The organism is Micromonospora siamensis (assembly GCF_900090305.1).
In the GTDB taxonomy this organism is placed as follows: Bacteria; Actinomycetota; Actinomycetes; order Mycobacteriales; family Micromonosporaceae; genus Micromonospora; species Micromonospora siamensis.
Genome location: NZ_LT607751.1, coordinates 4,896,287 through 4,908,336, shown reverse-complemented (window position 1 = coordinate 4,908,336; position 12,050 = coordinate 4,896,287). Strand labels below are relative to the sequence as shown.

Below are 12,050 nucleotides of genomic sequence, written 5' to 3'. Positions count from 1 at the left end.
CGGAGGGATACCTCCGCTTGCAACCCAGGAGGAGTGACGCGCGTCATGGCTGGCGCTGAACCGCTGCCCGAGGCCCTCGCCCGGCGTCCCCGGCGGGCCGACGCCCGGCGCAACTACGAGGCCCTGGTCGCCGCGGCCCGCGAGGTCTTCGCCGCGCAGGGCGCGGGCGGTTCCCTGGAGGAGATCGCCCGCCGGGCCCAGGTGGGCATCGGCACCCTCTACCGGCACTTCCCGACCCGCCGCGAGCTGCTCGAGGCCGTCTACGTCGACGAGGTGGAGGCGCTCTGCCAGGCCGCCGGCGACCTGGCCGGGCTGCCCCCGTGGGACGCGCTGGTGGCCTGGCTGCACCGCTTCGTCGAGTACGTCGCCACCAAGCGCGCCCTGGCCGAGGGGCTGGCCGACTCGGAGGTCTTCGCCAGTTGCCGGGCGGTCATCCACGCCGAGGGTGAGCCGATGCTGCGCCGGGCGCAGCAGGCCGGGGCGGCCCGCCCCGACGCCACCTTCGACGACGTGCTGCGGCTGGTCAGTGGCATTACCGCCGCCTCATTCACCGAGTCCGGGCAGCGCGACAAGGTGCTCGGCTTCGCTCTGGACGGCCTGCGCGCCCCGCGCGGCGACTGACCGCTCGGGTGGCGGGGATGTCGTCGGACGCGCGCAGGAGAAGCGAGCTGACGCCTCGGAAGCGCGGCGGTCGTAAGGGACGCCGGGCGCGTCGCGGGAGGAAAGCCGCCGCTGGTGCGGTGCGATCCGATAGCATCCCGGGTATGACCGGACCGGTGACCAAGAGGTCGTTCTCGCTGCCGCAAGACGTGGCCGAGCGACTTGAGCACGAGCCGAACGCCAGTGCGTACGTCGTTGACGCCGTGCGCGCGCGGATGCGCGCCGAGGACCTCGACGCTGAGTTGGCCCGGCGCGGCATGACGGTGTCGGCCGAAGGACGCGCTCGGGCCAGGGCGCAGCGCGCACAGGTGGAGCAGGACTGGTCACCGGGCCGTCGGGCGGCGCTACGTGAGCGGTCTCGTCGGGCGGCGCAGGAGATGGTGGAGGGGGCGGATCGTCAGGCGCCGGCGGCGTGACCGAACCCGATCTGCCACCGGTACGACTGGTGCTGGACCGATCGGCGCTGCTCGCCTACGTCGCCGGGTCGATGCACGTCGCGGAGCCGCTGCACGAGGTGGCACAGGATGGCGTGCGGTTCGGTGTCCCGGCGGTCGCCGTCGCCGAGGCGCTGGCGATGGTCGACGACGCCGGGGACCGTGCGGTGCTGCAACGCCTACTGGACCGTCCGGCGTGCGCGGTGCTGTCGACCTGGGGCGAAGAGTGGCAGGAGTTGGCCTACTGGCGCGCCGTGACGGGCCGGGTGGATCTTGCCGCCGCGGTGATGGCGGTTTTCGACCACGACGCGTCCGTGCTGACCAGTGAGAGCAAGGCGTACGGCGACGGCGGTGACCTTCCGGTGATCGCCTTTCCGGGCTGAGCGGGCGGTTCGGTCCTGTCTGGTCCGGACCCAGCCGAGGAAGCGCTCCCCCAGGCGGGGCGCGTTGCCCTGGTCGAGGTCGGTCAGGTGCTCCCGGGCCACCGTCATCAGCGACGCCAGGTGCACCAGCAGGCCCACTCGGCGCGGAAATGGAACTGATCAGCGCGCGGTGGCGCAAGAGCAGCCGCAGCAGCGGCAACGGTGGTGCTTGTGTCGAGGTCGCCGACAACCTGCCCGGCGTGGTCGCCGTCCGCGACTCCAAGGACCCGACCGGCCCGACTCTGACCTCGCCCCCGAATCCTGGGGGGCCTTCGTCGCCCGGATGGCCAGCCATCGCTGACCCACCCCTTCCGCCTCCACCATGCCCACGAAAAGGCCGTGCAACTTCCTGGATGTAGTTGCCTCGATCCGGGTGCGAGGCCACAACAACCAGGAAGTTGTCGCCTCGCTCCAGGAGGCGTGGAGGCGGTATGCCGGTTTGCGCGTCCAGGGGGACAAGTGGTTACCGGCGCGTAACTTTTCATTGACGAGTGTGAAACACGCCACGCATCATCGTGTCCACGATCGATCGGATCCCCCACCCGTCCCCCCCCCGGCCACCCCGGGCACCTCCCTCATGGAGGCGCAGCCATGCTGCTCCGAACGATTCTGGCCGCGGCCACCGCCGCCACCGTCCTGCTCGTCCCCACCGCCGCCTCCGCAGCCACGGCGGAACCCGCCCCGGCGACCGTCGCGGCCGACACCGCCGCGACCGAAAACGCCCCCACCTCGCTCGCCGCCGCCAACGCCAATCCCGTCGTCGTGGTCGGCGGCCTGATCGGCGTCTCCATCGCGTACGAGCCGATCGCCGCCCGACTGCGCGCCGACGGCTACCGGGTCTGGATCTATCAGCTGCCCAACCTCGGCTTCGGCGACATCCGACAGTCCGCGCAGTCGCTGCGCGGCTTCGTCGACCAGGTCCGGGCCAGCACCGGAGCGGCCAAGGTGGACCTGGTCACCCACTCCGAGGGCGGCCTGGTCTCCCGCTGGTACGTCAAGTTCCTCGGCGGCGCCGACGTCGTCCAGCGTTACGTCAGCCTGGGCACCCCGCAGCAGGGCACCTACGTCGCCAACATCATCAACTTCGTCGGCCTGGGCAGCTGCGCCGGCATCGTGGCCTGCCAGCAGATGTCCATCGGCTCGGACTTCCTCACCACCATCAACAACGGCGACGACACCCCGGGTGCGGTCCGCTGGACAACGATCCGAACCTGGCAGGACGAGCTGGTCCGGCCGGTCGGCAACGCCGCCCTCGCCGACGGGGCGACCAACGTGTCCATCCAGGCCTGGTGCCCGCTGCGGGTGGTCGGCCACCTCGGCCTGGTCCTCGACGGTACGGCGTACACGGTGGTGCGGCAGGCGCTCGCGGACGCGGCGATCCGGCCCAACTGTTTCGCCGTCTGATCCCGGCCCCACCTCCGGCCGGTCGCCGACACCGCGGGTGGCCGGCCGGAGGTTGGCGTTGCGACAGACGCGGCTTCCGTTCCGCCCGGAACTCACCACGAGCGTGATACCTGAGAGTCATCATTATTCCTCTCAGGTATCACGCTCGTTCGATACTTCGGCAGGCGGTGAGCCGGCCGCCTCCGGCCCGGCCACCAGCCCGGGAGAGGGTGGTCGGCGGATAATCCGTCGATCCGTTCTTTTGTCGCTGGCACGATCGCCGGGTGAGTGACGCAGTCGCGCGGGCCCGCGCCGATCTGGCCGCCGGCCGGCCCTGGAAGGCACGGAACCGGCTCACCGGCGTGCTCGTCCACCGCCAGGACCGCGAGGTGCTCGACCTGCTGGCCACGGTCCACCACGAGATGCGGGACCTGCCCGCCGCGGGCGCCATCACCGTCGTCGTCTGGTTCCTGGCGATGGTCGCCATCGGCATGTGGACCGTCCTGCACTGGATCTGGGACTGACCGCACAGCGCGAGTCGGCGAGGGTCGGGTCAGGTGGTGGTCTCGCCGAGGATGAGGTCGGCGGCCCGCCAGGCCAGCGCCGACACCGGCCCGTTGATGAAGCCGGCCACCAGCGTCGGCAGCACCGAGGCGTCCACCACCCGCAGGCCGGCCACCCCGCGTACCCGCAGCTGCGCGTCGACCACGTGCTCGTCGGTCGGCCCCATCGCGCAGGTCCCCACCGCGTGGTAGCCGCAGTAGCCGTACGCCAGGGCCGCCTCCACGATCTCCTCGTCGGTGCGTACCCCCGGACCCGGGATGGTCTCCGCGACCACCCGCTTGGCGATCGGGCCGGTGGCGAAGAGCTCCCGCATCCGGCGGAAGGTGTCCACCGCCGCCCTGCGGTCGTGCGCGGTGCCGAAGTATTCGGTCACGATGGCCGGCGGGGTGCGCGGGTCGGCGGCGGTGACGGCCAAACTGCCCTCGCTGTCCGGCCGGCAGACCGTGCCCAGGCACATCACGCCGGGCTCCTGCTCCAACTCCAGGGCGCGCCCCGGCCGCGGGGGCGCCGCCGAGAAGGGCGCCATCAGAAGGTACGCGTCCGGGCGGTCCAGCTCGGGCCGGGACTTCACGTAGGCGATCACGTCGTGCACCGGCAACGCCAGCGGGCCGCGCCGGGTGAGCAGGTAGCGCAACCCGGCCAGGCCCTGCCCGAGGGCGTTGTTCAGCAGCGGGTTGTAGCCGCCCGGCTCGGCCAGCCGGTGCTGCAAGCGCATCGGCCGGTGCTCGCGCAGGCCCACCCCGACCCGGGGCCGGTCCAGCAGCACCTCCACCCCGGCGGCCCGCAACGTGTCGGCCGGACCGATCCCGGAGACCTGCAACAGCTGGGGGCTGGCGATGGCGCCGGCCGCCACCAGCACCTCGGCGGTGGCCCGGTAGTCGACAGGGCGCCCCCGGTGCTCGGCGCGTACGCCGACGGCCCGTCCGTCGTGGACCAGGATCCGCAGCACGACGGTGTCCACGACGACGGTCAGGTTCGGCCGCCGGCGGACCGGGTGCAGGAACGCCTCGGCGGCGCTGACCCGACGCCCGCCGTGGATCGTCGCCATCACGTAGCCGATCCGCTCGTCGTCGTCGGCGTTGACGTCGTCGACCCGCCGCCAGCCCAGCTCGCCGGCCGAGGCGATCATGTCCTCGCAGAGCGGATCGGTGCCGGTGGCGGTGGACAGCCGCAGCGGCCCGCCCGCCCCCCGCACCGGGGACGCGCCCAGCGGGTTGTCCTCCAGCCGCTTGAAGATCGGCAGCATGGTCGACCAGCCCCAGCCGGGATTGCCCCGGCGCTCCAGCTCGTCGTGGTCGGCCGGCCCGCCGCGCGCGTAGATCATGCCGTTGATGGCGCTGGACCCACCGACCAGCCGGCCCCGCTGCCAGGTCTCCTGCCGGCCGGCGCCGACCGTGGCCGGATAGTGCCAGGCGGTGCGCCGGTCGTCCATCAGCCGGGAGAACCCCTTGGGCACCCGCACGAAGGGGCTGGTGTCCCAGCCGCCCGCCTCGATCAGCAGCACCCGGGTCCCCGGATCCGCCGAGAGCCGGTTGGCCAGCACGCAGCCCGCCGCCCCGGCCCCCACGATGACGAAGTCGAACTCTTCCACCGTGGAACCTCCGACCTCGCTGTCGTGAAGACCATTCAGACAGTAGCCGGCGGATCACCCAGTGGAAAGGGGGCCGGCCGTCCACCCGGGACGGGGTGGACGGCCGGTGGCCGGTCGGTCAGGCGGCCTTCGCCAGCGCCTCGAACTCGTCGTCGGTGAGCTGGACCTCGGCGGCGGCCAGGTTCTCCTCCAGGTGCGCCACGGAGGACGTACCCGGGATGGGAAGCATGACCGGTGACCGGCGCAACAGCCAGGCGAGCGCGAGCTGCGCGGGCGTCGCCGAGTGGTCGGTGGAGATGGCGTCCAACGGTCCGCCCGGCTTGGCCAGGTTGCCGGTGGCGATCGGGAACCATGGGATGAACGCGAGGTCGTCGCGCTCGCAGTACGACAGGACGTCCTCGGCGCTGCGGTCCGCGAGGTTGTAGAGGTTCTGCACCGAGACGATCGGAGTGATCTTCCGGGCCGCCTCGATCTGCTCCACGGTCACCTCGGACAGGCCGATGTGCCGCACCTTGCCCTCCTGCTTGAGCAGGGCCAGCTCACCGAGCTGGTCGGCCAGCGGCACCTGCTCGTCGATCCGGTGCAGCTGGTAGAGCCCGATCGCCTCCAGGCCCAGGTGCCGCAGGCTCAGCTCGCACTGCTGGCGCAGGTACTCCGGCCGGCCCACCGGCCGCCAGTCACCCGGGCCGGAGCGGGTCAGGCCGGCCTTGGTCGCGATCACCAGGTCGTCCGCGTACGGGTGCAGCGCCTCCTTGATCAGCATCTCGGAGACGAACGGGCCGTACGAGTCGGCGGTGTCGATGAACGTCACCCCCAGCTCGTACGCCCGGCGCAGCACCCGCACCGCCTCGGCCGGGTCCTTGGGATCCCCCCAGACGCCCGGGCCGGTGATCTGCATGGCGCCGTAGCCGAGCCGGTCGACCTGAAGGTCGCCGCCGATCCGGTAGGTGCCCGACGCCTTGACGGGTTGCGCGCTGGTCATGGAGCGGTCCTCGATTCTCTCGGTCGTGCTGCCCACTCGCAGGGTTCCCGGGAAACCCCTCCTGCAACGTGCCACGCCCCGGAATGTGGGTGGCGACACCGCCCCGGTCAGCGCCTCGCGTGCCGGACCACCACCAGCGCCTGGTCGTCTTCCGCGCCGGTCAGGCCGGCCAGCAGCGCGTCCGCGATCTCCTCCACGGGGCGGCCCGCCACCGGCGCCAGCACCTCGTGCAACGCCGCCACCCCGGCCTCGTACGGCCGGCCACGCCGCTCCACCAGGCCGTCGGTGTAGACCACCAGCAGGTCCCCGGGGGTGAAGTCCACCCGGGTCAGCGGCACCCGCTCCCGGACCATCCCCAGCGGCAGCGAATTGCCGGTGACGACGGTCTCCGGAGGGCCACCGGCCGGCATCCGCACCGGGTACGGATGCCCTACCCGCGCCACCGTCGCCTCCCCGGCGGCCGGGTCGACGATCATCGCCAGGCAGGTGCCGAGGAAACCGCTGCCGGCCAGCTCCGTCACCCGGGGGAAGACCTCGTCCAACGGCACCCCCGTACGCAGCAGGGTGTTCACCACCGTCCGCAGCTGGGCCATGTCCGCAGCGGCCTCCACCCGGTGCCCCACCACGTCCCCGAGCACCACCGCCAGCCGGCCGCCGGGCAGCTCGATCAGGTCGTACCAGTCGCCGCCCAGGTGCAGCCCCGTCATCGCCGGCCGGTAGCGGGTGGCGACCTCCAGCGACTCCGGGATCCCGGTCGCCGGGGTGCGCAGCCGTCCCGCCAGCCGGGTCACCAGGTTGTGCTCGGCGGCGGCCAGCCGGACCCTTTCCAGGGTCTGCTCGCACAGGTCCGCGATGGTGTCCAGCAACGCCAGGTCGCTGACGCGCAGCGGGTGTTCCCGGTACCAGCCGAAGGCCAGCGCGGCCACCGGCCGCCGGGCGGCGTCGAACAGCGGCAGCGCCACCGTGGTGACGATGCCGTGCGCCCCCACCGGATCGGGCAGCCCCGGGAAGGCGCGGGCGAACCCGGCCCGGTCGCGCACCACGATCCGCTCCCCGGTGCGCAGCGCCCGGGCGATCGGCCGGGGATCGTCCAGCCGCAGGTCGGTGAAGGTGGCCGCCAGGGAACCCGGGACGTCGTCGTACCAGAGCCGGACCCGGCCCTCGTCGAACAGGGCCAGGCCGGGCAGCGCCGCGCCCAGCGCGGCCGGCGCGGCGGAGAGGATCACCTCCATCGCCTCGGTGGTCGACCGGGTGACGCTCAGCCGGGCGGCGAAGCCCGCCGTCGCCCGCGCCGACTCGGTCAGCTCCCCGCGGCGCAGGGCCTGCCCGCACAGCCCGGCGACCGCGTCGAGCAGACTGCGCCGGGCTCCGTCGTCGCCGGCCGGCCGGTCCCAGCGCACCTCCAGCGCGCCGGACACCCCGCCCTCGCCGTCGCGCAGCGGCACGCACACCACCCGCCCGCCCCTCGCCCGGGTGACCGCGTCGCTGCGTACCGCCCGGGCCAGCGGGACGCCCGAGTCGATCGCCAGCGCCCTCGTGCCGGTCCGGGCGGTGACCTGCGCGGTCGTCGACCCCGGCGGCACCACCGCCACCCGTACGGCGGCGGCTTCCACCACCTCCGGCACGGTCTCCACGATCAACCGGACGATCTGCGCCCGCTGCTCGGCCGAGCTGAGCGCACCGGCCAGCCCGGCCAGCCCCTCCGCCTGGCGCAGCGCCCGCTGGCGGTCGCCGACGTCCCGGCCGGTGGTTCCGGTGACCGCGGCGAAGACGCCAGCCGGAGTGCCCGACTCGTCCATGATCGGGCTGACCGACAGGGCGACGTGGCCGTCCTCCCCGGCGCCGTCGCGGTCCGGCAGGAGCACCTGGTCCCGGCCGTGGGTCGCGCCCCCGCCGGCGAGCACCCCGGCGAACACCGGCCCGATCCGGTCCCAGCTCTCCGGCCGGACCGCGGCGGCGGGCCGGCCCAACGCCTCGGGCCCGGCCGCGCCCAGCATCGGCCGGTACGCGTCGTTGTGGAGCAGCACCAGCTCCGGACCCCAGCACAGCAGGATCGGCAACCGGGAGTGCAGGCAGATGGCGACCGCGGTGAGCAGGCTCTGCGGCCACTTCTCGATTGGGCCGAGTGAGGTGGCCGTCCAGTCGTTCGCGGCGATCCGGGCGCCCGTCTCGCCGCCGGTCGCGAGCACGTCCCGCCACCGGGACTCGTCCGGATCGGTCGGGCCGGGGGGAGGAACGGTCACGTCGAGCGCCTTCCGGGCGGCCAGGCGGACGCCCATCAGCTCGGACCGTACCAGCGTGCGGCGGGGGTGGCGATCGCCGGCCGGTGAGGCCGGGACGTCGGGTCCGGCGTGGGCCGAACCGGGCGGTCGGGGTGGGCCGTTCGCCGGACCCGCCGCTGCCCGGGCCCGAGCCGTGCGACGCTGGACCGGCCGGATCCGGCGCGGCAGGGCGCCGGCAGCGCGGGGAGGGAGCGCCATGACGGGTACGCCGAAGGTGGACTTCGCGCTCGACACGTACGAGTGCATCGTGCTCTATCCCGGTCCGGCCGGCCCGGCCCTGCCCGAGGAGACGGTGCAGCGGCTGCAGGCCGAGCACTTCCAGCACATGCAGGCGCTGCAACGCCGGGGCATCGTGCTGGTCGCCGGTTCCGTCGACGGCCCGGCCCGGGAGCCGGCCCCGCCGATCGGCTTCGGGCTGGCGCGGACCGGCTCGGTGGACGACGTACGCAGCGTCATGGAGGCCGACCCCGCGGTGCAGGCCGGCCTGTACCAGGTGGACGTGATGACCTTCCTCTGCCCGGCTGGTTCGATGGACTTCCCGCTGGCCAAGATGCAGAGCTGAGCCGCGGGCGGGGCCGGCTGTCGGCAGGGTGACGGCGCCGCCGGTCGGCCGGGTGTTCACTGGTGACCCCGGCCGGGGCGGACGCGCCGGGCGCCGCCGGGTCCGGGGCCGAGGAGACGCCGTGACCGCCACCGCCATCCCCGACCTTTCCCGCGCCGCCGACCTGCTGCGCGAGCTGCTGGGCGAGCGGGTGCTCGTCCCCGCGGACGCGGACTTCGCCACCGCCACCCGGCTGTGGAACGGCGCCGTGCACCGGGCGCCGGCGCTGCTCGCCCGCTGCGCCGACGCCGGCGAGGTGGCCGGCGTGGTCCGGATCGCCCGCCGTTGCCGGCTGCCGTTGTCCGTGCGGGCCGGCGGCCACGACTGGGCCGGCCGGGCGCTGCGCGACGGCGGGGTCGTCGTCGACCTCACCGGCATGCGTCAGGTCGACGTGGACGCGGAGGCCGGCACCATCACCGTGGCCGGTGGGGCCACCGCCGGGGACGCCGTCGCCGCCGGCCGACCGCACGACCTGGTCGTCGCCACCGGCACCGTCCGCACCGTCGGGCTCGCCGGCCTCACCCTCGCCGGCGGGTACGGCCCGCTCTGCGGTCGCTTAGGCCTGGCCCTGGACAACCTGCTCCGCGCCGACGTGGTGCTCGCCGACGGCCGGGAGCTGACCGCCGACCCGACGCACGACCCCGAGCTGTACTGGGCGCTGCGCGGCGGCGGCGGCAACTTCGGGGTGGTGACCCGGCTGACCTTCCGGGCCCACCGGGTGCCGGCCGCGCTGGCCGGGATGGTGCTGTTCGGCCTCGACGAGGCGGTCGGTGTGCTGCGCGGCTACCGGGAGCTGATCGCCGGGGCGCCGGACGAGCTGACCGTGATGGCCGGTTTCCTGCCCGGTCCGCAGGGCGAGCCGCTGGTCTTCGTCTGCCCGGTGTATTCCGGCGCCGACCCCGGCGAGGGCGAGCGGTACGTCGACCGGATCCGCGCGCTGGGCAGCCCGCTGGTCGACCAGGTGGCGCGCCTGCCGTACGAGGAGGTGCTCGGGATGTTCGACGGCGGCATGGTCGACGGCAACCACTACCTGCTGCGCACCCGCTGGCTGCCGGGGCTCGCCGACGGGGCCGTCGAGGCGCTGGCGGCCGCCGCCCGGCGGGTCAGTTCGCCGTACTCGGCGATCGCCCTGCACCACTTCCACGGGGCGGCCACCCGGGTCGGCGCCGCCGACACGGCGTTCGGGTTGCGGACGGCGCACTCGCTGGTGGAGGTGATCGCGGCGTGGGCGCCCGGTGACCCGGCCGGGCCGCACCGGGACTGGGCGGAGGCCACCAGCGCCGCGTTGGCGCCGTACGCGCTGCCGGGTGGCTATCCGAACCTGCTCGCGCCGGAGGAGACCGACCGGGTGCTGCTGGCCTACGGCGCCAACGTCGACCGGTTGCGCCGGGCCAAGCGCCGGTACGATCCGGACGCGGTCTTCTCCGCCGTACCCACCCTGCCGGAGGTGCGCGGCGCCGGGTGACCGGCGTCCCCCGGGCGGCCGGCCCGGGCGGGCGGTACGATTCCCGGCGCGCGGTCGCCGATGCCCGCCACTCACGTTGTCCCCGGTGCGGTCTTCGTCCCGCCGGCCACACGCCCCGGTCGCGTGTCGTTGGACAGATGTTCCGCAGTCCGTAGAGGGTCGGCCGGCAGGTCGATCCGGAGGAGAGACTAGCCTGATGGGCGTGACACGCCGCGCGAAGATCGTCTGCACTCTTGGCCCCGCCACCTCGTCCCCGGAGCGGATCCGCGGACTCGTCGAGGCGGGCATGAACGTGGCGAGGCTCAACTTCAGCCACGGCGCCCACGCCGACCACGAGTCGGTGTACCGGCTGGTCCGCGAGGCGGCCGACGCCGCCGGCCACCCGGTGGCGATCCTGGCCGACCTGCAGGGTCCGAAGATCCGGCTGGGGAAGTTCGCCGACGGCCCGCACGAGTGGCGTACCGGCGACTCGGTGGTGATCACCAGCGACGACATCCTGGGCACCAAGGACCGGGTCTCCTGCACCTACCGCAAGCTGCCGCAGGAGGTGAAGCCGGGTGACCGGCTGCTGATCGACGACGGCCGGGTGGCCGTCGAGGTCAGCGACGTCACCGGCAACGACATCCGGGTGCTGGTCACCGAGGGTGGCCCGGTCTCCAACAACAAGGGCGTCTCGCTGCCGAACGTGGCGGTGAGCGTGCCGGCGATGTCGGAGAAGGACGCCGAGGACCTGCGCTTCGCCCTCGGTCTGGGCGTCGACCTGATCGCGCTCTCCTTCGTCCGCTCGGCCGACGACATCAAGCTCGTCCACGCGATCATGGACGAGGAGGGCGTCCGCCGCCCGGTGCTGGCCAAGGTCGAGAAGCCCGAGGCGGTGGACAACCTCGAGGCGATCGTGCTGGCCTTCGACGGTGTGATGGTCGCTCGCGGTGACCTTGGCGTCGAGCTGCCGCTGGACCAGGTGCCGCTGGTGCAGAAGCGCGCCGTGCAGCTGTGCCGGGAGAACGCCAAGCCGGTCATCGTGGCCACCCAGATGCTCGACTCCATGATCGAGAATTCCCGGCCGACCCGGGCCGAGGCCTCGGACGTGGCCAACGCGGTGCTCGACGGCGCCGACGCGGTGATGCTCTCCGGCGAGACCAGCGTGGGCAAGTACCCGGTGCTCACCGTCAGCACCATGGCCAAGATCATCACCACCACGGAGGCCGGCTCGATCGGCGTGCCGCGGCTGCAGCACGACCCGCGTACGCACGGCGGGGCGCTCACCATCGGCGCGTCCTCGATCGCCCGGGCCATCGGCGCCAAGGCGCTGGTCGCCTTCTCGCAGACCGGTGACACCGTCAAGCGGCTGGCCCGGCTGCACTGCGACCTGCCGCTGCTGGCCTTCACCCCGGTGCCGGAGGTGCGCAACCAGCTCGCGCTCTGCTGGGGCGTGGAGACCTTCCTGATGCCCTTCGTCGAGCACACCGACGACATGTTCCGCCAGGTCGACCAGGCGCTGCTCGGCCTGAACCGGGCCAACCCGGGTGACCACGTGGTGATCGTGGCGGGCAGCCCGCCCGGCACCCCGGGCTCCACCAACACCCTGCGGGTGCACCAGCTCGGCTCGCTCGTCGACGCGGCATCGGCCCGGGCGCTTCAGTGAGCGCGAGGAGTGAGTCGGGGT

Annotated in this window: 11 protein-coding genes and 1 pseudogene; 9 read left to right on the top strand and 3 right to left on the bottom strand. The window is 73.6% G+C overall.

What is annotated here, in order from left to right; all coding sequences use genetic code 11:
* The first annotated feature begins 45 nt into the window (after positions 1-45).
* The 6 genes and pseudogenes from GA0074704_RS22280 (at position 46) to GA0074704_RS22255 (ending at position 3,423) form a co-directional block, all read left to right on the top strand.
* A complete protein-coding gene (locus GA0074704_RS22280) occupies positions 46-621 on the top strand; it encodes a TetR/AcrR family transcriptional regulator (RefSeq protein ID WP_172880713.1) in 576 nt (191 codons plus the stop codon).
* Positions 622-764: 143 nt separating this feature from the next.
* On the top strand, positions 765-1,076 hold the full coding sequence (locus tag GA0074704_RS22275) for a hypothetical protein (protein WP_088972298.1): 312 nt from the start codon (positions 765-767) through the stop codon (positions 1,074-1,076).
* A 71-nt stretch (positions 1,077-1,147) separates the two neighbouring features.
* Complete coding sequence (locus GA0074704_RS22270; protein ID WP_231926945.1) at positions 1,148-1,477, top strand: hypothetical protein; 330 nt, start codon at positions 1,148-1,150, stop codon at positions 1,475-1,477.
* Between the two features lie 149 nt (positions 1,478-1,626).
* Positions 1,627-1,817: pseudogene (locus GA0074704_RS22265) on the top strand (DUF397 domain-containing protein).
* 290 nt (positions 1,818-2,107) lie between these two features.
* Complete coding sequence (locus tag GA0074704_RS22260; RefSeq protein ID WP_088972296.1) at positions 2,108-2,920, top strand: lipase family alpha/beta hydrolase; 813 nt, start codon at positions 2,108-2,110, stop codon at positions 2,918-2,920.
* Positions 2,921-3,183: 263 nt separating this feature from the next.
* Positions 3,184-3,423, top strand: coding sequence for a hypothetical protein (locus tag GA0074704_RS22255; protein ID WP_088972295.1), 240 nt, complete (start codon positions 3,184-3,186; stop codon positions 3,421-3,423).
* Between the two features lie 29 nt (positions 3,424-3,452).
* Here the strand turns inward: GA0074704_RS22255 and GA0074704_RS22250 are convergent, their stop codons facing one another.
* From GA0074704_RS22250 to GA0074704_RS22240, 3 genes are all read right to left on the bottom strand, one after another.
* Entirely contained in the window at positions 3,453-5,054 is a 1,602-nt protein-coding gene (locus tag GA0074704_RS22250; RefSeq protein WP_088972294.1) for a GMC family oxidoreductase, read from the bottom strand.
* 118 nt (positions 5,055-5,172) lie between these two features.
* Positions 5,173-6,036: an aldo/keto reductase gene (locus GA0074704_RS22245; protein ID WP_088973887.1), complete on the bottom strand. Its 864-nt coding sequence runs from the start codon at positions 6,034-6,036 to the stop codon at positions 5,173-5,175.
* Positions 6,037-6,143: 107 nt separating this feature from the next.
* Positions 6,144-8,315 carry a SpoIIE family protein phosphatase gene (locus GA0074704_RS22240; RefSeq protein WP_172880710.1) on the bottom strand — a complete coding sequence of 724 codons (2,172 nt, stop codon included), beginning with the start codon at positions 8,313-8,315 and terminating at the stop codon, positions 6,144-6,146.
* A 199-nt stretch (positions 8,316-8,514) separates the two neighbouring features.
* Between GA0074704_RS22240 and GA0074704_RS22235 the strand changes: the two genes are divergently transcribed.
* From GA0074704_RS22235 to pyk, 3 genes are all read left to right on the top strand, one after another.
* Positions 8,515-8,880 carry a YciI family protein gene (locus GA0074704_RS22235; RefSeq protein ID WP_088972292.1) on the top strand — a complete coding sequence of 122 codons (366 nt, stop codon included), beginning with the start codon at positions 8,515-8,517 and terminating at the stop codon, positions 8,878-8,880.
* Positions 8,881-9,001: 121 nt separating this feature from the next.
* Positions 9,002-10,384, top strand: a complete 1,383-nt coding sequence (locus tag GA0074704_RS22230; protein ID WP_197697566.1) for an FAD-binding oxidoreductase — start codon at positions 9,002-9,004, stop codon at positions 10,382-10,384.
* A gap of 196 nt (positions 10,385-10,580) precedes the next feature.
* Entirely contained in the window at positions 10,581-12,029 is a 1,449-nt protein-coding gene (gene pyk, locus GA0074704_RS22225) for a pyruvate kinase (RefSeq protein ID WP_088972291.1), read from the top strand.
* Positions 12,030-12,050: the final 21 nt, after the last annotated feature.